General features: G+C 70.9%; 12 protein-coding genes. 6 read left to right on the top strand and 6 right to left on the bottom strand.

Translation table 11 applies throughout. The features are described 5' to 3' along the window. Positions 1 to 158: 158 nt before the first annotated feature. Entirely contained in the window at positions 159 to 908 is a 750-nt protein-coding gene (locus ACFQV6_RS27900; RefSeq protein WP_378030567.1) for a spermidine synthase, read from the bottom strand. Positions 909 to 1,157: 249 nt separating this feature from the next. Between ACFQV6_RS27900 and ACFQV6_RS27895 the strand changes: the two genes are divergently transcribed. After that, the gene (locus tag ACFQV6_RS27895) at positions 1,158 to 1,946 is read left to right on the top strand and encodes a CAP domain-containing protein (RefSeq protein WP_378030566.1); all 789 of its coding nucleotides are present in this window, start codon (positions 1,158 to 1,160) and stop codon (positions 1,944 to 1,946) included. A 7-nt stretch (positions 1,947 to 1,953) separates the two neighbouring features. On the opposite strand, the gene ACFQV6_RS27890 is transcribed toward ACFQV6_RS27895, so the two are convergent. Together ACFQV6_RS27890 and ACFQV6_RS27885 are read right to left on the bottom strand one after the other, a co-directional pair. Then, on the bottom strand, positions 1,954 to 2,565 hold the full coding sequence (locus ACFQV6_RS27890; RefSeq protein WP_378030565.1) for a hypothetical protein: 612 nt from the start codon (positions 2,563 to 2,565) through the stop codon (positions 1,954 to 1,956). Positions 2,566 to 2,732: 167 nt separating this feature from the next. Continuing rightward, positions 2,733 to 5,810 carry a S8 family serine peptidase gene (locus ACFQV6_RS27885; RefSeq protein WP_378030564.1) on the bottom strand — a complete coding sequence of 1,026 codons (3,078 nt, stop codon included), beginning with the start codon at positions 5,808 to 5,810 and terminating at the stop codon, positions 2,733 to 2,735. A gap of 95 nt (positions 5,811 to 5,905) precedes the next feature. On the opposite strand from ACFQV6_RS27885, the gene ACFQV6_RS27880 reads away from it, so the two are divergent. Then, complete coding sequence (locus ACFQV6_RS27880; protein WP_378030563.1) at positions 5,906 to 6,814, top strand: phosphatidylinositol mannoside acyltransferase; 909 nt, start codon at positions 5,906 to 5,908, stop codon at positions 6,812 to 6,814. Here ACFQV6_RS27880 and ACFQV6_RS27875 read toward each other — a convergent pair. Continuing rightward, positions 6,786 to 7,865: a methyltransferase gene (locus tag ACFQV6_RS27875; protein WP_378030562.1), complete on the bottom strand. Its 1,080-nt coding sequence runs from the start codon at positions 7,863 to 7,865 to the stop codon at positions 6,786 to 6,788. The genes ACFQV6_RS27880 and ACFQV6_RS27875 overlap by 29 nt on opposite strands. 59 nt (positions 7,866 to 7,924) lie before the next feature. Here ACFQV6_RS27875 and ACFQV6_RS27870 point away from each other — a divergent pair, with 59 nt between their 5' ends. Continuing rightward, a complete protein-coding gene (locus tag ACFQV6_RS27870; RefSeq protein ID WP_378030561.1) occupies positions 7,925 to 8,872 on the top strand; it encodes a LysR family transcriptional regulator in 948 nt (315 codons plus the stop codon). Here the strand turns inward: ACFQV6_RS27870 and ACFQV6_RS27865 are convergent. Beyond that, positions 8,835 to 9,773, bottom strand: a complete 939-nt coding sequence (locus tag ACFQV6_RS27865; RefSeq protein ID WP_378030560.1) for an LLM class flavin-dependent oxidoreductase — start codon at positions 9,771 to 9,773, stop codon at positions 8,835 to 8,837. The two genes, ACFQV6_RS27870 and ACFQV6_RS27865, sit on opposite strands and share 38 nt — an antisense overlap. A 106-nt stretch (positions 9,774 to 9,879) precedes the next feature. Further along, positions 9,880 to 10,731 carry a pyridoxal kinase PdxY gene (gene pdxY, locus ACFQV6_RS27860; RefSeq protein ID WP_378030559.1) on the bottom strand — a complete coding sequence of 284 codons (852 nt, stop codon included), beginning with the start codon at positions 10,729 to 10,731 and terminating at the stop codon, positions 9,880 to 9,882. A 139-nt stretch (positions 10,732 to 10,870) separates the two neighbouring features. Here pdxY and drmD point away from each other — a divergent pair, with 139 nt between their 5' ends. The 3 genes from drmD (at position 10,871) to drmA (ending at position 21,745) form a co-directional block, all read left to right on the top strand. Next, entirely contained in the window at positions 10,871 to 13,990 is a 3,120-nt protein-coding gene (gene drmD / locus ACFQV6_RS27855; protein ID WP_378030558.1) for a DISARM system SNF2-like helicase DrmD, read from the top strand. A gap of 62 nt (positions 13,991 to 14,052) precedes the next feature. Further along, complete coding sequence (locus ACFQV6_RS27850; protein ID WP_378030557.1) at positions 14,053 to 18,078, top strand: Eco57I restriction-modification methylase domain-containing protein; 4,026 nt, start codon at positions 14,053 to 14,055, stop codon at positions 18,076 to 18,078. Beyond that, positions 18,071 to 21,745, top strand: a complete 3,675-nt coding sequence (drmA, locus tag ACFQV6_RS27845) for a DISARM system helicase DrmA (RefSeq protein WP_378030556.1) — start codon at positions 18,071 to 18,073, stop codon at positions 21,743 to 21,745. Before ACFQV6_RS27850 ends, drmA begins: the two co-directional genes overlap by 8 nt.

Here is a 21,745-nt window from a genome sequence, read left to right as displayed (position 1 = left end):
AGGTCCCGTTCCTTATGCACTCATATCCACCGGACGAGTGTTGCCACCCACCAAAACCCCTTAACTTCGCGGCCTTGCGGGAGGCATCACTGGGAGCCAGCTGGTTGCCGGCGGGCTGAGGGCGAACGGGGAACGGGGATCCGCTGTGAATCGAGTGGCTAGTGAGCGGTGGTCGCGACGTAGACCGTGTTCGCCGAGTCGCCGCCGGTCAGTGGGTTGGCGAAGGTCACCACGTGGGCGGTAGCCGCGACGAAACACTCGCGCAGGAGGGCCAGGAACCCTTCGTCGGGTGCGTCGTCGGACCACAGCCCGAACGCCCCGCCCGGGCGCAGGAAGCTCCCGAGCCGGCGTAGCCCGGCAGCGGTGTAGAGGTCGGCGTGTGAGGGATCCAGGACGTTGACGGGGGAGTGGTCGACGTCCAGCAGGATCGCGTCGAAGCGGCGGTCCGGTGCGGCCGGATCGAAACCCGTGCCGTCGCGCAGCAGCGCGAAGAAGTCGCCCTCCAGCAGGGTGGTGCGGGGGTCGGTGGTGAGGGCCCGGGCCTGCGGCACCAGGTCACGGCGGTGCCAGTCGATCACCGGGGCCAGGGCCTCCACCACGATCAGCGATCGGACCCGGTCGTCGGCGAGAGCGGCACCGGCGGTGTAACCCAGGCCGAGCCCGCCGACGACGACGTCCAACCGCGCGACGTCCAACCGCGCGTCATTCAACTGCGCGTCCGGCAGGGCGGCCAGGGTGAGCCGGGACAATTCCTCCTCGGCGACCGTGAACATGCTGGACATCAGGTACTCGTCGCCGAGCTTCACCTCGTACACCTCGGTGTTGGTGGTGGGCTCGACGCGCCGCCGCAGGCTGATCTCACCGATGCGGGTCGCGACCCAATCCAATTCGACGAGCCTCGATCGCATGGGTGTGTCCTTCCGGCGCGTGGTGAGACGACCAAACATTGTTGTGTACGCAGGAAAGTGTGCCCGCGACAGCGGGCCGAGCAGTCCGGGTGCCCGGGAGCGACGAGGCCCAGCGGGCCGACGATTAGGTTTCGATGAATCGATCCTTAAGGCTTCCTTATTATCGATCTTTCGCCTGACCGGGAATGAATAGTAGGTCGGCTGCTTCCGGCAGCGTTGCTGCCACACGAGTCGACGAGGTGAAAGTTCGTGCCCACCCCACCCAACCGGCGGATCCGCTTCACCCTCACGGCCATCGGGGCCCTGGGGCTGATCGGCGCCGGTTCGGCCGCCATCGTCGCGGGGAGCGGCTCCGGGGACCGGGAGATCAGCCTGGCCGCCACCACTCCCGGCGTCACAGCTCCGGCCGATGGCGCCACGACGACCGAGATCACCGACACCGCGGCGATCGTGCCGCCGTCCGCGCAGCCCACCGCTTCGGGCGCGGCCGCACCGTCGGCGTCAGCGACGGCCGTGCCGTCGGCGTCCACCTCGGCGCCCGTACGTTCGCAGGCCCGGCCGAAGCCCACCACGACCAAGCCGCGCACCAGGACCCCGTCACCGGCACCGACCCGGACGACCCAGGCGCCGACGGGCGGGGACAGCGGATCCTCGTCGGTCAACGCCGAGGTGATCCGGCTGGTCAACGTCGAACGGCAGAAGGCCGGCTGCTCGGACCTCACCAGCGAGTCGCGCCTGGAGGCGGCGGCGCAGAAGCACTCCGAGCTCCAGGCCCAGCAGAACAGCATGTCGCACCAGCTGCCGGGGGAGGCCAGCATGGGCGACCGGGTCACCGCCGAGGGGTACCGGTGGCGCGGTGTCGCCGAGAACGTCGCCGCCGGCTACACCAGCGCGGCGAGCGTGATGGACGGCTGGATGAACAGTCCCGGTCACAAGGCCAACATCCTCAACTGCGGGTACGAGCAGATCGGCGTCGGCCTGGCCAAGTCCTCCTCGGGCACCCAGTACTGGACCCAGAACTTCGCAACACCGGCCTGACGCTGCGCTAACGGGGAGGGGCCGGCCGGATCGGGTCGGCGGGCGAGGCCTGGATGTCGTGCGCGGCGCGGTCCCGGGCGATCCGCGCGAGCCGGGCCGCGGTGCCCGCGTTGATCCGGTTGCCGCCGGCCTTGAAGAGTTTGTCCAGCTCACGGTCGGCGGCGACCAGGCAGGTGGGCGGCAGGCCGTGTGTGCTGATCACGCCGACGCCCGCGAAGGCGAGAACCGGGGTCACCGGCACGTTGATGCCGGCCGCCGTGGACAGCGCCGTGGCGGCTCGGCTGGCGGCACGGCGGGCCTCGGCGACGTACGGAAGACGTCTGCCGTTGATCTGCACCACGTCACCGACGATCAGAACCCGAAAGAGTCCCTGGTCGGCGATGGTGACGGCATAGACCCCGCCGGGCCCGATCGCCAGGAATCCGGCCCGGGCGCGCACCGGATCGTTCTCGTCGTGCCGCCGGGTCAACCCGGTCTGCGACCAGTCGACGATGTGCCAGCTCTCCCCGAGGCGGCCGAGTCGCCCGAACGCCCGAGCCCCGGCGACCTCGAGCCGGCGATCGACACGGTCGGCCCGGCGACGCCGCGCCCATTCCGCTGGTGACAGTCTCGTAGGCATCAGCCCACCGTAACGTCCACCGCGAAACCGTCCACTCCGTACGCGCCGGGCGCCGCAGTCTCCCGGTGAGACTGTCATCCGATCCAGGCAGGACGTTGTCCTGGCGGGGCCATGAAGTCCACGGCCCGCCCCGGGATCACCCCCGGGGCGGGCCGGTGGAGCATCTGTCAGGCCGGCGGAAGCGCCCGGATCACGGTCTCGGTGACCGTGGCGAGCGAACCCTTCGCGATCACCCGCAGTGAGGTGAACCCGGTGCGGGGGGCGGCTGCCTGGTAGGTGCCGTCGGCGTTGCGGCGGACCGGGGCGGCCTGCCACGTCGTACCGTCGTCGGCGGAGACCTCGAGCGTCACCGAACTGGTGCCGGCCGGTGCCGTCATGCGCACCCCCGCGCCGGCCGGGTTGATCCGGACCGTGCCGAGAGCCGGCACCGCGGCCGGGTCGGTGAACGTCCAGTCCACCGTGGTGTGCGTGGAGGTGGGGAACGCGGCGGGGCGGCTCTGGTCCAGGTGCAGCCGATAGCCGGCCCGAGCTCGCGGTACCCGGAAGGTGGCCTCACCGCCGATCTCGGAGAGCGCCACCTGCCTGCCGTCGCGGAACAGGGTGGTGCTGCCCGGGACGTTGCTGGTCGTACCGATGTGCCCGGCACTGTCGCAGTTCATCGCCACCCGGATCCGCAACTCGTCACCGATCCAGGTGTTGCCGTCGCCGGTCAGGCAGGGTGCGACGACCGGGGCGTTGTAGACGGCGGTGTACCGCTTGCCGGGCTGGTAGCGCCGCGGTTCTCCGGCTGTCCTGACCTCCTCGTAGTTCTCCTCCTCGCGCCACTCGTACATCCCGGTGCTCCACCTGACGCCGTCGCCGGTGGTGTAGTAGCGGGTCGCGGAGAGGTCGGTGGTGAGCGGGGCGAAGGTCAGCGGGTTGCCGGGGACGTGCACGCCCGCGTACAGGCTGGCGGTGCTGCCGGTGGCCTGCCGGTACATCTCGCCGGTCTCGGCCGCGAGCTCGCGGGCGGTGACGGCGGCGGTGAAGCCGGTCGGCACGCGGCCCTTGATCGGCCAGGCGAGGTGGTAGACGGCGGTGTCGGAGGTGTACGCCATCCGGATCACGGAGAGCAGCGCGTCCCCCTCCCCGCCGAGCTGTGCGCTGTTCAGCGCTCCGCCGTAGCTGTTGACGGCATAGGAGGCCCAGCCGTTCGGCGTCCGTACCCCGAACGCGACGGATCCGGCGTCGAACCGGGCGCCGGCGTCCGGAACGGTGGCGGTCACCGGCCTGGCGACGCGGGTGTCCACGGTGATGTCGGTCGTGCCGGTGACCGAAACCGAGGGCTGCGCGACCGCGGCGCTGACCCAGGTGCCGTCCTCCGCCTCGTGGAAGTACTGGGTGATGATCGCGTACCGGCCGGTGGGTACACGCAGCTCGACGTCCGGCGTCCACGGGTAGTCGTAGACGGTGTCGTGCAGGTACGGCGTGTCCAGCCCGATCACCTGGGTGTAGTGGCCGTCGGTGGGCAGCCCGTCGTGGCCCAGGACGTGCAGTTTCAGATCAGCCTTCGCGGTCTCGCGGACCACGCCGACCGGTGTCGTGACGACCTGCCGGCCGGCGGTGGCGGTGAGCTGCCCGGTGTGTGCGCCGCCGGTCAGCGTGGCCGGAGCGGTGACCCGGGCGGAAGCGGTGCCGCCGGCGGGAACGGTCAGTGCGGAGGTGTTCACCGTGAACGGCGCGGTTACCCGCAGGCCGACGGTCAGCGGCTGGGTGCCGTGGTTGCGGTAGCTGACGGTCCTGGTGATCGCCTGGCCGGCGGTCTGGGTGCCCATACTCAGGCTCGGCGGGTCGGCCAGCAGGGTGGTGTGCACCGCGCGGGCCACGTCGACCCGGCCCGCACCCTGGGCGTACGCGCTGAGGCCCTCGGCCGGCCGGGCGCTGCCCATGAGGGCGGCCTTGAGTTGAGCGGGCGTCCAGTCAGGATGCCTCTGGGCGAGGATGGCCGCGCCGCCGGCGACGTGCGGCGCGGCGAACGAGGTGCCGCTGCCGTGGCCGTACGGCCCACTGCCGGCATCGCTGCTGAGCGCGTGGGTGATGTCGACGCCCGGCCCGGTGATCTCCGGCTTGACCGAGTCGCCGTCCCGGCCCGGCCCGCGGCTGGAGAAGGCCGCGAGCTGGTCGTTGCGGTCGACGGCGCCGACGCTGAGCGCGGCGGCGGCGTCGGCGGGCGAACCGATCAGGTAGTCGTCGCCGTTGTTCGGGTCGTTGCCGTTGTTGCCGTCGTTACCGGCGGCGACCACGAAAAGGGTGCCGTACCTCTCGGTCATCTCGTCGACCGCGGTCTCGAGCGGGTCGCTCCCGGCGGTTTTCGGGAAGCCGAGGCTCATGTTGACGACTTTGGCGTGCTCTGTGCCGGCGGTCCACTCCATGGCGGCGATGACCGCGGACTCCGTGACCTCCCAGTCGCCGACCTTGGCCGAGACCAGCCGCGCTCCGGGTGCGACACCCCGGTAACGGCCGTCGGACGCCGCGCCGCTGCCCGCCAGGATCGAGGCGACCGCGGTGCCGTGGCCGACGTTGTCGTGCACGTCGCCGGTGGTGGGTGTGCCGGTGGAGAAGTCGGTCTGTGCGGCGACGACCACGGCGAGGTCGGGGTGGGTGACGTCGACGCCGGAGTCGATCACCCCGACGGTCACTCCCTCGCCGGTCAGTCCTTCCTGCCAGGCGAGGGTGGCGCCGATCTGCTGGACGCCTTCGGCGGCGGTGAACCGCCCCTTGGCGTCGAGCCAGACCTTGCCCTTGCCGGTCCGGGCCGTCCAGGCACGGGCAAGATCCTTTTTGGGGGTACGCACAGCCGTCGCGCCGAGACTGGGCAGCTTGCGTACGCGGGTACCGCTCGCGGTCGCGCCACCGCCGGTGATCAGCGGCAGGTCGGTACGCCGGTCGTCGTAGCCGGCCGCGATCAGCCCGGTGACGTCGAACAGCCGCTCGTCGAGTCTGTCGGCGCGCAGCAGCGGGAGGGCGTCGGCCGGTACCACCCGGGTGTGACCGTTGACGGTGCTGGTCGCGAACGGGATGCCGGTGCGGCCGGGCCCCGGGGAAACGGTGACGGCGTCACCGGCGACGGTGACCCGGTCGCCGGTGATCAGCGTGACGGTCCGGGTGGCGCCGCCGGTGGGGTTGTCCGCGGCGTGGGCGGGGCTGCCGGCGACGGTTGCGGCCGACAGCGCCAGGACGAGCGTCCCTGCCGATACCGCTGCCAATGATCTTCTTGGTGTGAACACACACAGGAAGACGAAGAAGGATCACCTTTTGTGCACAGGTGACCCGTCGACATCGGACCCGTTACCATCCCGGCGTGGAAGAGGACCTGGCCAGCCGGCTCTACGGCCTCGCCTGGTGGGCCACGCCGCGGTTGCCGGACCCGGTCGCCGCGCTCGTCTTCGGCTCCGCCGCCGCCGCGATGCGCTGGTCCGGCGCGGGCGGGATGCACCAGCTGCGGGTCAACCTGGCCCAGGTGCTCGGCCAGGCCGCGGACAGTCCCGCGGTGACCTCCGCGGCCGCTCGGGGCGTGCACTCCTATCTGCGGTACTGGCGGGAGTTCTTCGGGCTCTCCGGATGGAGCCGGGACCGGATCCGCGACGCCGTGGTCTTCGAGTCGCTGGACCGGGTGGCCGCCGCCCGTGACGCCGGCCGCGGAGTGGTGCTGGCGCTGCCGCACAGCGGCAACTGGGACCTGGCCGGAGCCGCCTTGGTGCTGAACGGGCACCGGTTCACCACGGTCGCGCAACGCCTGCGCCCGGAGCGGCTCTACCAGCGGTTCGTGAGCCACCGTGCGGAGCTCGGCGCCGAGGTTCTCCCCGCCGACGAGACTCGGCGGACGGTCACCACGCTCATGCAGCGGCTGCGTGCCGGCGAGGTGGTGTGCCTGGTCGCCGACCGGGACACGTCCGGGGCCGGCATCGGCGTGCGGTTCTGCGATGCGCCGGCGACGTTCCCGGCCGGGCCCGCACAGCTGGCGCTGCGCACCGGTGCCGCGCTGCTGCCCGCGTCGCTCTGGTACGACGGTCCCCTGCTGCGGATCCGGATCCACCCCGAGATCGTCCCGGGCGGTGACACCGCCACCCGGGCCCGGGTGGCGGCGATGACGCAGGAGCTGGCCGACGTCTTCACCGGTGCCGTCCGCCGCCATCCCCACGACTGGCACGTGCTGCAACCGGTCTGGCCGGCCGCCGTGTCTAGGGCCGGACCTCGTACACATTGTTGAAAGGTGTTTGGGCGGCCACCCGGAACCGGGTGAATCCGGCGGCGGTGGTGATCTCGCGGATGCGCGCCGGGCCCGCCTGGGTGCCGAGGGCGGTGCCGGGCTCCTGCGACAGTGACGCCGGTGTGCAGAGCAGCGCCGAGAATCCGTAGTAGGCGCGGCCCACCGGGTTGAGGTTGTCCTCGACGTGGTCGCCGGCCGCCGGCTCGACGATCATCCAGGTGCCGTCGGGGGCGATCATGTCCCGCACGTGCCCGGCGGCACCGGCCGGGTCACCCATGTCGTGCAGGCAGTCGAACATGGTCACCAGGTCGTAGTCGCCGCCGGATGCGCCGGTCGCGGAACGAACCTCGAACCGCACCCGCTCCAGCCCCCGCACGCCGGACGCCCGCTCGCGTGCGGTCGCGATCGACTCGGGGTGGTAGTCGGAGCCGGTGAAGACCGATTTCGGGTACGCCTGCGCCATCAGGATGGTGGACGCGCCATGGCCACATCCGACGTCGGCCACCTTCGCACCCTGCTCGAGCTTGCCGACCACGCCGTCCAGCGCGGGAAGCCAGGAACTCACCAGGTTGGCCGCGTAGCTCGGCCGGAAGAACCTCTCACAGCCGACATGGACGTCGTCGTTGTGCTCGTGCCATCCCAGCCCGGAACCAAGACGGGCAACTTCGATGATCCGGTACGCGTCACGCGCCGTTCCGTGTGCGATCTGGAAGAACCCGGGCAGGAACGCCGGGCTGTTCTCGTCCGTCAACGCCACCGCGTGCTCGGCGGGCAGCGTGTACCGGCGGGTGCCGGCGTCGTACTCGACGAACTTGCCGGCGGCCTGCGCGTTCAGCCATTCCCGGGCGTACGGCTCGCCGGTTCCGGTCCGCTCGGCCAGCTCGGCCGGGGTGGTCGGACCGTGCGCGGCCAGGTCGCGGTAGTAGCCGAGCCGGTCGCCCATGACCACGAGGGCGCAGTTCAGTGTCGCGCCCACCTCTTCGACGGCCCGGAACACGAAGGCCATCAGCTTGTCGGAATCGATCTGAGAAGTGGTGTCGATGCTAGTCATGGACCGGACGCTAGGCTGGCGCTGTATTAGTGACAATGCCGAACGCTGGAGGCCGATTAGTGGAGCTAATAGGCCACGTCCGGGCCATCCGCGTGCTGTGCGAGATCGCCACTTGTGGATCGTTCTCGGCCGCCGCCGAGGCGCTCGGCCTCACCCAGTCCGCGGTGAGCCAGCACGTCGCCGCCCTGGAACGGCAGGCCGGGCTGCCCCTGGTGGAGCGGGGCACGCGGCCGATGGCGCTGACCGACGCCGGTCACGCGCTGGTCCGCCACGGCAGGGCGATCACCGCACGCCTCGACAGCGCCGAGCAGGACCTGGCCGAGATCGCCGGCCGCCGGGGCCGCCGCCTGCGGTTCGGCAGCTTCCCGACCGCGCTGACCACGTTCGTACCGGCCGCCCTCGCCCAGCTGCGCGACCGGCAGCCCGGCACGGCGCTGACCGTTGTCGACGACCACCTCCAGGGGCTGCTGCCCCGGCTGAACGACGGTGAGCTGGACCTCGCGGTGATCTACGACAACGAGGTGCTGGCCGGCTCCACCCGGTTCACCGGCGGCCGGGTCGACCTGTTCGACGACACCTTCCAGGCCGTCCTGCCGCGCGGTCACCGGGCGGCAGCCGGCGGCCGTACGGTGGAATTGACCGATCTCGCGGAGGAATCCTGGGTCGGCGGGCGGCCCGGAAGCGCGTGGTTCACCATCGTCCGCCACTCCTGCCGGGCGGTCGGCTTCGACCCGCGCGTGTCGCTGACCTCCGACGACTACCGCGCCGTGCAGGCCTTCGTCGCCGCCGGCCTCGGCGTGGCCGTGATACCCGGCCTGGCCGTGGCCCGCGCACCGGCCGGCGTCGAGGTCCGCCAGATCCGGGTCGGCGCACCGGTGCGCCGCATCTCGGTCGCCTACCCGGACAGCGCCTACCAGCCACCGGTGGTCAGCGAGATGATCTCGATCCTGGAGGGCGTGACCCGGCGGCTCAGGGGCGCACCGCGAGCGGCACGACGTCCCGCATGAGGCGTTCCAGCTGGTCGTGCGGGTCCGCGAGCGGCCAGACGAAGACCTGATCGATTCCGGCCTCGGCGTAGGCACGCAGGGTGGCGGCACATTCCGCCGCCGGCCCGACGAGAACCCGCTCCCGGAGCTGCTCGGCGGGACGGTTCAGCATCCGGCCCAGCGCGGACAGGCGTTCGTCGCGCTCCGAACCGCTGTCCGTGACGTAGATCCACATCGTGGCCAGCGCACACTCGAAGCCGTCGAGCCGTTTACCGGCCCGCTCCAGTGCCACACCGAGCCGCGCCCTCGCCTCCGCCACCTGCGCGGGTGACGCGTTGTAGGCCGACGCCAGCCAGCCGTCACCCAGCCTGGCGACGCGCCGCATACCCGCCTCCGACCCCCAACTGCCGATCCAGATCGGTGGTCCCGCCAGGCGAACCGGCGCCGGCTGCAGCACCAGACCTTTCTCGTACGCGGACGCGCCGCCATCTTTCTCGTACGCGGACGCGCCGCCGAGGTGCGCCCGGATCGCTCGGATCGCGTCGTCCAACCGTGGCCAGCGCTCGTCGAAGTCGAGGCCCGCGAGAGCGTAGTCCCGCGCCGACGATCCCGGCCCGACGCCCAGAACCAGCCGGCCCCCGGAGAGGATGTCCAGCGCAGCGGCGGCCTTCGCCAGCGCCGCCGCCCCACGCACCACAGGCAACGCCACCGTCGTAGCCAGCCGCATGTCACCACTGCGCTCGATCACACTGGCGAGCGCAACGATCCCGTCCAGCCACGGCCGCTGAAACACGAGGTGATCGTTCACCCCGACCGCGTCATACCTAAGCTGCCGGGCAACGTCGACATAGGAACCCAGTTCCCCCGGCCGCCACCCCCGCCCATCAAAGTCGATGAGTGGCAGGTGCGCCCCGAACCGCATGCCCCCAGGCTACGTCCGCGCCCCGCCGCCCCGCCGCCCCACGCCCCGCCGCCCCGCGCCCGCCCAGGCCGCCCCTCCAGCTCAGCTGGCGCTCACGGTGCTGAGTTCAGCGCACCTGCTTGGCGCTGAACTGCATGCGCGGCGCGGCGTAGAACTCCTGGGCCTGCACCAGCTGGAGTTCGCGCTCGCCGGAGCGGTAGGTGGTCTCGATCAGGTCGAAGATGCTGGAGGCCGTACGCTCCAGCGACACCGCCGCATCCTTGGTCCCGACGTAGTGCGCGGTGAACAGGGCCGCCGTGACGTCACCGGAGCCGTTCGCCTTGAACGGCAGGTGCGGCGTGGTCACGAGCCAGGCGCCGGCATCGTCCACGGCGAGCATCTCGATCACGCCGTCCTCCCGGTCTGGGCGCTCCACGCTGGTGACCAGCACGGTCGAGGGGCCCATGGCGCGGGCGAGGTCGGCCGAGGCCAGGGTCGACTCGATGCTCGCCGGCTCGGTGCCGGTGAGGAACCCGAGCTCGAACTGGTTCGGGGTGATGATGTCGGCCACCGGCACGACCCGGTCGCGCAGCAGAACCGGGATCTCGGGTGCGACGAAGCATCCGGATTTGGCGTTGCCCATGACCGGGTCACACGCGTAGAGCGCCGCGGGGTTCGCGGCCTTGATCCGGCGCACCGCGTCGATGATCACGTCGGCGATGCCCGCCCCGCCCTGATATCCGGACAGCACGGCGTCGACCTGCGGGAACACTCCGCGCTCTTCCACGCCGAGGAGGATCTCCGCCACGTCCGCCGGTGGGAGCAGCGGCCCCCGCCAGGCGCCGTAGCCGGTGTGGTTGGAGAAGTTCACCGTGGGGATCGGGACGACCTCGACACCGATGCGCTGCAGCGGGAACACGGCCGCGGAGTTACCGACGTGGCCGTGGGCGACCACCGACTGGATGGACAGAACCTTCATGACCCCAGCCTAGAGAACCGCGGGCGCGGCAATATAGCGGTCCCTCGAAGGGCCCGGGGTGCGCTCCGCCAATCTGCTGCCCGGCCCCGTACCGGGTGGTGATGATGGGGCGTTCCAGCGGTGCGTGGCGGGAGGGCTCATGGCAGTGCAGACGATGTCGCCTGTCGTGCCGGCGGTGCCGGATCCCGGTCAGATCGTCGAGGTACGCGGTTCGACCTGGGCAGTCGCGCACGTCGTGGAGCAGAGCCTGCCGCGCAGCCCGGCGGACGAGTCAGCCCCGGTGCTTGATCACGCCGTCACGTTGCAGGCGCTTGACGAGGACAGGCTCGGCGAGGAGCTGACAGTCATCTGGGAGCTGGAGGTCGGCCATACGATCACGCCGGCTCAGGGACTGCCGGTCACCCTGATGCAGGAGGCGTTCGACGATCCGCACGACCTGGCCGGGTTCGTCGACGCGATGCGCTGGGGTGCCGTCACGTCCGCTGACGACAGGTCGTTCCAGTCGCCGTTCCGCAGCGGTGTGTCGGTCGAGGCGTACCAGCTGGAACCTCTGCGGCGGGCCCTCGCCGCACCACGCACGAACCTGCTGCTCGCCGACGACGTCGGCCTGGGCAAGACGGTGGAGGCGGGGCTGGTGGTGCAGGAGTTGCTGCTGCGGCACCGGGCCCGGACCGCGATCATCGTGTGCCCGCCGAGCCTGTCGGTGAAGTGGCAGGACGAGATGCGCGACAAGTTCGGGCTGGGGTTCGTCATCGTCAACAGCGAGATGATGCGCGAGGCGCGCCGGGCGCACGGGCTGGCGGCGAACCCGTTCCGGATCTTCCCACGGGTGATCGTGAGCATGGCGTGGCTGCCGCAGCTGCGTGCCCAGCGGCTGCTGCGGGACATGTACGCCCCGGCGTCACGGGGTTCGGCGCATCGGTACGCGTTCGACATCCTGGTGGTCGACGAGGCGCACCACGTGGCGCCGTCGAGCCCGCCGGCACCGACCGGCGCGCGCGGGTACGCGATCGACACCCTCCGTACGACGGCCGTGCGCGCGCTGGCGGACCGTTGTGAGCACCGCCTGTTCCTGTCGGCGACACCGCACAACGGCCATCCGGAGTCGTTCACGGCCCTGCTGGAGATGGTCGATCCGCGCCGGTTCCAGCGTGGCGCGAGACTCGACCCGAAAGCACTCGACGAGGTCACCGTCCGCCGGCTCAAGAGCGACCTGCCGGAGATGGGTTTCCCGCCGCGAACGGTGGAGACCATCGGGTTCACGCCGTCCGACGACGAGCAGGCCCGGTTCGCTGAGCTGGACGCCGTGCTCCGTGCCCGCAAGGGCCCTCGGGGCGGCGGGGGCGGCGGCGGCGGTGACATCACGGCGATGCTTCTCAAGAAGCGGTTCATGTCGAGCCCGTGGGCGTTCGGCACCACGCTGACCGCGTACCTGCAGAACTGGGACGGCAGCGCGGCGGCGCTGCTCGCCGGCTACGACGAGATCCTGGGTGCTGATGCCAGTGACGAGGAGGAAGGGTTGTGGGAGCAGGACGAGGCCACGGCCCTGCGGCAGGGTTCGCCGCCGGGGGACACGCGGACTCTGGAACGGCTGGCGCGCTGGGGCCTGGAGTACGAGAACCGCGCCGACTCCCGCCTCGGTGCCCTGATCGCCCGTCTCGACGAGATCTGCCGGCCGGCCGGCGCCTTCAACGAGGAACGGGTGGTGGTCTTCACCGAGTACGCCGACACCGCCGACTGGCTGGAGCGGATCCTGGACCAGCACGGCTACGGCAAGGTCCTCGCGGTCATCCAGGGGTCGACTCCCAGCGAGGACCGGGAGCTCATCCGGACCTGGTTCTCGGCCGACCCGTCCCGTCACCCGGTGCGGGTGCTGCTGGCCACCGATGCGGCCGGTGAGGGCATCGACCTGCAACGCCGCTGTCATCGGCTGATCAATTTCGACATCCCGTTCAACCCGTCCAGGCTGGAACAGCGGATCGGCCGGGTGGACCGCTACGGCCAGGCGCACCCGCCGGAGGTGTTCCACTTCGTGCCGCGGAACACCTCGACGACGTACGCCGCGGACATGAGCTTCATGGCCCGGGTCGCCGGCAAGGTGGCCCAGGTGGCGCGGGATCTGGGCTCGGTGAACGAGGTCATCGGCGCGGAGATCCAGCAGCACTACGGTGCCCATCGGCCCACGCCGGCGCCGTTCACCGGTGTGGACGCCAACGAGGTCGTCAACCGGGTGCTCAAGGGCAGCCGGGAGCTCAACGTGCGCCTCACCGAACTGGCCCGGGGCTACGCCGACAGCAAGGCCGGCCTGCACCTCCGGCCGGCCAACCTGCGCCGGGTCGTCGACACCGCCCTGCGGATCAACAACCAGCCGCAACTGTTCCCGTCCGATGAGGACGGCGTCTACGAGGTCGGCGCGGTCAGCCCCGCCTGGCAGCAGACGCTCGTCGGCCTCGACACGAAGCTCGATCCGGGCCGGCCCCGGCCGTTCACCTTCGACGACGAGCAGGCCAAAGGCCGTGACGACATCGCGTACGTGCACCTGGGGCATCCGCTGGTCGCCAAGGCCCAGCGGCTGCTGCGCCGGTCACTGTGGAGCGCGGAGTCGCCTCTCAACCGGGTGACCGCCGTGGTGGTCAGGGACCTGCCGGAGTCCGTCGTCGCCGCTGTGACACGGATGGTGCTGGTGGGGCAGGGTGGCGTACGGCTGCATGAAGAGATTTTCCTGGCCGCGGTGCGGCTGCACGGCGGCCGGGCGATGGCCCGGGAACGCGCCGAGGCGGCGCTTGATCTCACTCTCGACGCACCGCGGCTGAAGCTCGCGTCGAAGGCCGCACGCCGCAGGCTGGCCGCGCAGTGGAACCAGGCCAATTCGCCGCTGCGCACCCGGCTGGAGGAGTCGATCAAGAAGCGGGCCGGCTCCCGGCACACTCAGGTCACCGGGCGGCTCGCCCGGCGGCAGGATTCCGACGCGGCGCGGGCGCAGGAGATCTTCGCGGCGTTCCGGCACAACCTGATCGCGTCTCTCGAAGAGCTGACCGCTCCTGATCGGCAGACCCAGTTGTCGCTGATCCCCGAGGATCCGGACCAGCAGCGGCAACGGCAGCGCGACATCGAGGCGATGCGCCGCCGCGAGGCCGAGTTGTCCGACGAGGAGGCCCGCGAGATCGCGGCCATCGAGGCCCGCTACACCGATATCAAGCCGCACACCACGGCTGCGGCCCTGATCTTCGCCCTCACCCCCGAGGACGCGGCAAGCTGAGCTGGGCGAACCGCACATCATGGCGGCTAACGTGAATTACGCTCGCATTTATGGTCGTTTCGGTGAGGACCCGTTCCCAGGCCGCGAGCCCCGCTGATTCCCACCGCACCTGGCTCGAGCTAGTCGAGACCGACGGACCGTTCCTCGCCGTCCCGCCGCTGCTCCGGGTCTGGCCACACGGCATGCCCGGCCTGGAGCCGGCCCGCCGCGACACCCTGCGAACCGCGAAAGCCACGTTCGAGGCGATCTGGGAGAAGACCGATTCTGGCGTACGCCTGGGTGAGGCCGCCGCCGTCGGCGCGTACCGCGAAGCCCGTGACGCGTGGGTGCGTACCGTTCTGGAAAGGGTCGCCGGCTGGCAGCGCCACCTGGAATGGCCACCGGTCGTGACCGTTCCCGGCGCGCGGGCCAGTTCCCCCAACCAGGCGGTCACAGTGATCCCGGCCGCGCTCCTGCGCGGCCCCGACGGCGTCGGCGCCCTGGTCCACGTGGTCGACCGGGTCGACAGCCTGCACCAGGCCGGCGGCGACGGCTGGGCCGCCACCCCGATCGACCGCCTCGAACAGATGCTGCGCGACAGCGGCGTACCCATCGGCGTCGTCACCGACGGACGCTGGTGGGCCCTGGTCTGTGCCGGCACCGGCACCCCCGTCGCGTCCGGCATCGTCGACTCACAGACCTGGATCGAGGAGGGCCGCGCCCGCGACGCGTTTCTCGCCCTGCTGGATCGCCAATACCTGATCGGCGGCGCCGCCGAGGAGCGGCTACCGAGGCTCTTCGCCGACTCTGTCGCCGAGGCTGAGGAGATCACCGAAGCCCTCGGTGCCCAGGTCCGCCGCGCCGTCGAGACCCTGGTCCAAGCGTTCTCCGAGACCGCCGCCGACGCCCTCCGCCGGGGCCGGCCGGACCCACTGCCCGAAGATCCGCACGAGGTCTACCGCAGCGCGGTCACCGTCATGATGCGCGTCGTCTTCCTGCTCTTCGCCGAACAGCGCGGCCTGCTGCCCACCTCCGCGCTCTTCACCGAGGGGTACGGCATCAGCGGCGAGCTCGACCGCCTCGAACACCGTGCCCGCCACGAGCACGAGGAGGCTCTCGACTCCACCTACCTCACCTGGCACCGTCTCCTCGCCACCAGCCAGGCTCTCTTCGGCGGCGCCTCGTTCGAGAACATGCGCATGCCGGCGTACGGAGGATCGCTCTTCGACCCCGGCCACATGCCCCTGCTGACGGAACTCGGACCACAGGGCACCCTCGCCGTCCCCATCTCCGACCGGGTCATGTTCGCCGTGCTGCGCGCCGTCCAGGTCGCCGAGCTCAAGGGCCGGCCCGCGCGCCGCATCTCCTTCCGCGACGTCGACGTCGAGCAGATCGGCTACATCTACGAGGGCCTGCTCGGCTACTCCTGCACCGTCGTCCGCGGTCAAGCCGTCCTCGGGCTCGTCGGCACTCCCGGCCAGGAACCCGAGATCCCCCTCGGCGTCCTCGAACGCCTCGCCTCCGACCACCCCGAGCCCAGGGACCTCGCCACCGCGGTCATCACCTGGACCAAGCAGGACCAGCCCGGATCGAAGACCAGGACCGCGGCAACCCTGGCCAGGCTGCTCACCGCCGGCCCCGGCGAGCAGGCCGACCGGATGCTGCGCACCGTCACCAGCAACGCGCGGCTGCGGGGACGGATCCGCCGCTTCGCCGGCATCGTCCGGGCCGACCTGCGCGACCGGCCCGTCGTCGTTCTCGACGGCGGCCTGCTGGTCATCGAGACACCCTCACGACGGCACTCCGGCGCCCACTACACACCACGAGCCCTCGCCGAGGAGATCGTCCACCACGCGCTCGAACCGCTCTGCTACTCGCCGGGGCCGTACCAGACCAACGACTCCAGTGAATGGCGACTGCGCTCCGCGGAGGAGATCCTGGCGCTGAAGGTCGCCGACATCGCCTGCGGATCCGGCGCCTTCCTGGTCAGCGCCGCCCGCTATCTCGGCGCCCGACTCGTCGAGGCCTGGGCCGCCGAACAGCCCGGCGCCCCGGCTCGATCCGACATCCTCCAGCACGCCATCCGGCAGGTCGTCGCCCGATGCCTCTACGGCGCCGACATCAACCCGATGGCCGTCGAGATGTGCAAGCTCTCCCTCTGGCTCGTCTCCCTCGACCGCGACCTGCCGTTCTCCTTCGTCGACGACAAGGTCCTCTGCGGGAACTCGCTGCTCGGGCTCACCAGCCTCGACCAGCTCCGCCACCTGCACATCAACCCGCCGAAACACCAGCAGGCCAGCCTCTTCGACCCCGGCATCGACGACATCGTCACCGAGGTCACCGACCTGCGCCGACGCCTGGCCACCGAGGTCGACGAGCGTGATCCCCAGCGCAACACCTCCGCGAAACAGCGGCAGCTCGGCCGCATCCGCGACCTCACCGCCCAGCTGCGCCGGGTGGCGGACGGCGTGGTGGCCGCCGGGCTGGCGCTCGGCGGGAATCCGGGCCGCGCGCTCGACGACACCTACCGGGCCCTGCAGACGGCCGTCGCGCTCGCCTTCCCCGCGAACGGCCACCCGGAGTCGCCCGCCATGCTCGACGCCATCATCGACGAGGGGCTGACCCCGACCGTCCCCACCGAGTACCCGGCCTGGCAACCGCTGCACTGGGCCCTCGAACTGCCCGACGTGGTCCTCGACCGTGGCGGATTCGACGCCGTGATCGGCAACCCGCCGTTCCTCGGCGGGCAGAAACTGACCGGCGCGCTCGGCACCAACGTCCGCGACTGGTTCATCAACGTCGCCGCCGAAGGCGCTCGCGGAAGCGCGGATCTGGTTGCCTACTTCCTCCTCCAGGCGCACGGGTTGCTCCGGTCCACCGGCACCATCGGCATCATCGGCACCAACACGATCGCCCAGGGCGACACGCGGCAGGTCGGCCTCGACAGGCTGGTCGAGCGGGGTACCGAGATCTCGCGGGCGGTGCGCAGCCGCAAGTGGCCGGCGAGCGGCGCCAACCTCGAGTACGCGGCCGTCTGGGCGACCCGTGACAGCATGAACGACCTGGTCCGGCGCTTCTCCGACGATGCGCCGGTGAAGCGGATCTCCACCCTCCTGGAGGCGGAAGGAGCGATCGACGGTAGACCCAAGAGCCTCCAGGAGAACAGAAACGTCGCATTCCAGGGATGCATCGTCAACGGTACGGGCTTCGTCCTCGACCCGGCCGAGGCGCAAGAGTGGATCGCCGCCGACGAGCGTTACCGGGACGTCGTTCGCCCCTACCTCAGTGGTGAGGACCTGAACGCGTCACCGGACTGCCGGCCCCGCCGCTGGGTCATCGACTTCGGTACGCGTGAGCTGGAGGAGTGCCGGGCCTACCGGCTGCCGTTCCAGCGGGTGGAGCGCCTGGTGAAACCGGAGCGCAGGAACAGCCCGCGTCCGAATGTGCGTGACAAGTGGTGGCAGTTCGAGGCCGTACGCCCGCGTATGCGAACGGCGATCGAGCCGCTGACCGAGGTCCTGGCAATCGCCCGGGTGTCCAAGACCGTCATGCCGGTTCGGGTCCGGACCGATCAGGTGTTCAACGACAAGACGGTTGTCTTCATCACCGGGGCCTTCACCGATCAGGCTTTCCTGTCCTCGTCGGTTCATCAGATGTGGGCCGTCAAGTACGGCACGACGCTGCGAACCGACCCGCAGTACACGCCTTCGGAGGTGTGGGAGACCTTCCCGCTTCCGCCGGCGACGGCGAGAGCCGAGGCCGCCGGGCGGGAGCTGGACGCCACCCGCCGGGCGATCATGCTGCGGCGGCAGTCGGGGCTGACAAGGCTCTACAACCTGATCAACGATCCCGAGATCGGTGACGAGTCCGATGCTGATGTGCGGCGGCTCCGGGAGATCCATGTGGAGTTGGATCAGGCAGTCGCCGAGGCGTACGGCTGGGGCGATCTCGACATGACTCACGAGTTCGACACCTACCGGCAGGTGCGGCGGTGGTCCGTGAGCCCGGCCACCCGGGTGGAGATCCTCGATCGGTTGCTGGCGGAGAACCATCGGCGCGCGGCGAACCAGACCCCGGTGGCTTCGCGGAAGGGTCACTCCCATGCCTGAGACCCCGGCCCTTGCGTACGAGCTGTCGCGTGAACCGGACGGGACGGGTGCGACCGTCCGGGAGAACCTGGCCGACATCCTGGAGCGTGAGCTTCTGGGCCCGCGCAACGGGCCGGAAGAGGTGCTGCTGGAGAGCCCGCGCCAGCTCTACCTGGTCGGTCACATCGCGCCGGTGAAGCTGGCCGGCACCCGGCTGGACGCCCCGGCCGAGGACGCGGTGCTCGCCGATGTGCAGGACGAGGATGTGCACGCCCAGCGGGGTGTGCCGGCGACGGCGCCGGACGAGAGCACGGCGGACAGCGGCGACGACGCGGTGGACGACCGGGCACCGAAGCAGGGGCTGATGGTGCCCGCGTCGATGGGTCTGCGGTTCCAGGTGCCGGAGGACCTCGACGAGTTCACCGTCGTGTCGAGCTGGGGCGTCTACCGCAGCGAACCCCTCGAAGAAACCGGTGACGAGCCGAAGGGCCGGCCCCGCCAGCAGTACCGGCGGACACCGCAGCAGCACACCACAACGATCAACCTGGCTGACCTGACTCCCGGCCGGACCGCGGAGTTCACCGTCGCCGACCAGGTGAAGGTGCGGGTCGACCGGTTCGACGATCCCCGGTACGGCCGGCGCCTGGTGGAGATCGCGTTGTGCAACGACCGGGTGACGCCGGTGCGGATCCCGGTGAACGAGTGGCTGTTCCAGACCCGGCTGCGGGTGGAGGCGGGCGGTGCGGCGGTGTTCCTGCCGGTCCGTGACGTGCTCACCGACAACTGGCCGGAACACGACGAGGAGGTTCGCCGGCTGGATCTGCAGTACCGGGATCGGCTGGAGTTCGCGGTGGGGCGTACCTGTTCGGTGGATTGGTCGGTCGAGCCGGGCGCGCGGCGCGCGACGGCGGTGTGGACGTCGTGGCTGCCGACCGCGGAGACCCCGCAGGTCCACGCGCGGTCGGTCGAGGGTGCCCTGCTCAGCATGGCCGGGCTGGCCGAGGCCGGTGCCGCCGAAGTGAAGGCGGGCCTGACACCGCTGATCGACGGGTACGGGGCCTGGCTCGCCGGTCAGCGGACCCGTGCCGAGAGCCTGCCCCCGCATCTGCGGGACACCGCGGACGTGGTGCTGCACAACGCGGCCCGCGCGCATCAGCGGCTCGCCGCCGGGCTCGCCTGCCTGACCGAGGGCTCCGAGGCGCTGCGCTGCTTCCAGTTCATGAACCGGGTGATGCACGAACAGCGGCAGCACTCCCTGATCGCCGCCGCACGCAACGCGGACGAGCACCTGAGCATCGACGACGCGACCGCCCAGGTCCTCGGTGACCCGAAGGCGGCACCGACGTGGCGGCCGTTCCAGCTGGCGTTCATCCTCATGCAGCTGCCCGCGCTGACCGATCCGGCGGCACCGGCGCGCAGCGGCGAGCTCGCGCAGGTGGAGCTGCTGTTCTTCCCGACCGGCGGCGGCAAGACGGAGGCGTACCTGGGGCTGGCGGCGTTCACGTTCGCCATGCGCCGGCGGCAGGGCCGGGTCGCCGCGACCGGCGGCGACCTCGACGGCTCCGACGGTGTGGCCGTGCTGATGCGCTACACGTTGCGGCTGCTGACCGCCCAGCAGTTCCAGCGCGCGACCGCCATGGTGTGCGCCGCGGAACTGCTACGCCGGGCCGACGAGCAGACCTGGGGTGCCACACCGTTCCGGATCGGCCTGTGGGTCGGCACCGACGTCAGCCCGAAACGCTGGGACGAGGCGAAGATCGAGCTCGACAAGGTGCACGATCCCGGCCGTGGCCACCGGTTGACCGTGCTGCAGATCCAGCGGTGCCCGTGGTGCGGCACGCCGATCTCGCCGAAGCATGTCAAGGCGCGCAAGGCCGACCGCCGCATTCTGGTGTTCTGCGGCGACGACCTGGCGCAGTGCCCGTTCGCCAAGGGCCGGAGCGCCGAAGGCCTGCCGGTGCTGACGGTCGACGAGGAGATCTACCGGCTGACACCGGCGTTCGTGATCGCCACGGTCGACAAGTTCGCCCGGCTGGCCCGCGAGGGGGAGGCCGCCGCACTGTTCGGCTACGTCTCACGCAAATGCGGCAGGCACGGGTACGTGCATCCCGATTACGCGGGCTGTGCGATCAAGACGAAGCACAACGCGGAGGAGGGCCTGCCCGCGGCGACCGTGGCGCCCACCGCCCGGCTGCGCCCACCGGACCTGATCATCCAGGACGAGCTGCACCTGATCACCGGGGCGCTCGGTACCGCTGTCGGCCTGTTCGAGGTCGTGGTCGAGACGGTGGCGACGTGGCAGCTGGCCGGCGGCGCGACGGTCAAACCGCTGATCGTGGCGTCGACGGCGACCGTGCGCAACGCCGAAGGGCAGGTGCGCAGCCTGTACGGGCGCGGGGTGGAGATCTTCCCGCCCCAGGTGCTCGACGTCGCCGACACGTTCTTCTCCCGCGAGATCGCACCGGACGCGGGAACGCCGGGGCGGCGCTACATCGGTGTCTGCGCGCAGGGCGTACGGCTGTCGAGCGCGGAGATCCGGGTCGCCGAGGTGCTGCTGCTGGCGGGGCAGACGTTGTTCGATCGGTGCGGCGCGCAGGCCGACCCGTACATGACGCTGGTCGGCTATTTCAATGCCACGCGTGAGCTTGCGGGTATGGCCCGGTATGTCGCCGACGACGTGCAGACGCGGGTCGGCAGGCCGGCCCGGAGCTCCGGATTTCCGCGCCGCGTCGGTGCCGCGTTCAGCCAACTGCGGACCGGCGAGCTGACCTCACGGATCGCGTCACGCGACATCGCCGAAACCCTCGACCAGCTCGCGGTCCCTTTCGACCCCGACCATTTGAGTACGCAGGCGACGCTGGCGAGGATCGCGGCGGTGAAGGACGGCAAGAAGCCGCCGCCCGCCCCCGCGGCGCCGTTCGACGTGGTGCTGGCCACCTCGATGCTGCAGGTCGGTGTCGACGTGCAGCGGCTCGGGCTGATGCTGGTCGTCGGGCAGCCGAAGAACACCGCCGAGTACATCCAGGCGTCCTCGCGTGTCGGCCGCGACCCGACGAACCGCCCGGGTCTGGTGGTCTCGCTCGGCAACTGGGCCCGGCCCCGCGACCTGGCGCACTTCGAGCAGTTCCGGCACTACCACGAGACGTTCTACAAGCAGGTCGAGGCGCTGTCGGTCACCCCGTTCTCGCCGACCTCGCTCGACCGGGGCATCGACGGGGTCCTCGTCGGCGCGCTCCGGGTCAGCCAGGCCCACCTCGCCGACGGGCTGTCGCCGGAGGCAAACGCGGGCCGGATCGAGGCGCAGCAGGAGGCGATCCAGCACCTCATCGCCCGGCTGAACGAGCGGATCCTGGCCAGCACCCGGGACGAGGTGGTCGCCGGCGAGGCCAACGACCGGCTGCACAACCGCCTGCAGCGCTGGGCGAAACGGCACCGGCACGCGGACAAGATGACCATGTCGCTGGTGTACGAGAAGGGCAAGGAGGGCCAGACGTACCCGCTGATGACCAGCCCGGAGAAGGCCGCCGCCGAGCCGTGGAACGGTGAGAGCGAACCGTTCGTCGTCGCCCACTCGATGCGCGAGGTGCAGCCCGAGATCAACCTGCTGGTGAGCCCGATGCGGGAGCGGATGTTCGCGGCGCCGCCCGACAACGCCCCGGCCTGGGTCTTCCCGGCGGATCAGGAGTAG

This window comes from Actinoplanes sp. GCM10030250 (assembly GCF_042666575.1).
GTDB lineage: Bacteria > Actinomycetota > Actinomycetes > Mycobacteriales > Micromonosporaceae > Actinoplanes.
The sequence above is the reverse complement of the archived record's forward strand: the minus strand, read 5'-3'. Positions and strand labels throughout refer to the sequence as shown.

Bases quoted from the DNA above. Each gene is read 5' to 3' on its own strand.
- ACFQV6_RS27900 (WP_378030567.1), bottom strand. From the start codon at position 908: ATGCGATCGAGGCTCGTCGAATTGGATTGGGTCGCGACCCGCATCGGT.
- ACFQV6_RS27890 (WP_378030565.1), bottom strand. From the start codon at position 2,565: ATGCCTACGAGACTGTCACCAGCGGAATGGGCGCGGCGTCGCCGGGCC.
- ACFQV6_RS27875 (WP_378030562.1), bottom strand. From the start codon at position 7,865: ATGACTAGCATCGACACCACTTCTCAGATCGATTCCGACAAGCTGATG.
- ACFQV6_RS27865 (WP_378030560.1), bottom strand. From the start codon at position 9,773: ATGCGGTTCGGGGCGCACCTGCCACTCATCGACTTTGATGGGCGGGGG.
- pdxY (WP_378030559.1), bottom strand. From the start codon at position 10,731: ATGAAGGTTCTGTCCATCCAGTCGGTGGTCGCCCACGGCCACGTCGGT.
- drmD (WP_378030558.1), top strand. From the start codon at position 10,871: ATGGCAGTGCAGACGATGTCGCCTGTCGTGCCGGCGGTGCCGGATCCC.
- drmA (WP_378030556.1), top strand. From the start codon at position 18,071: ATGCCTGAGACCCCGGCCCTTGCGTACGAGCTGTCGCGTGAACCGGAC.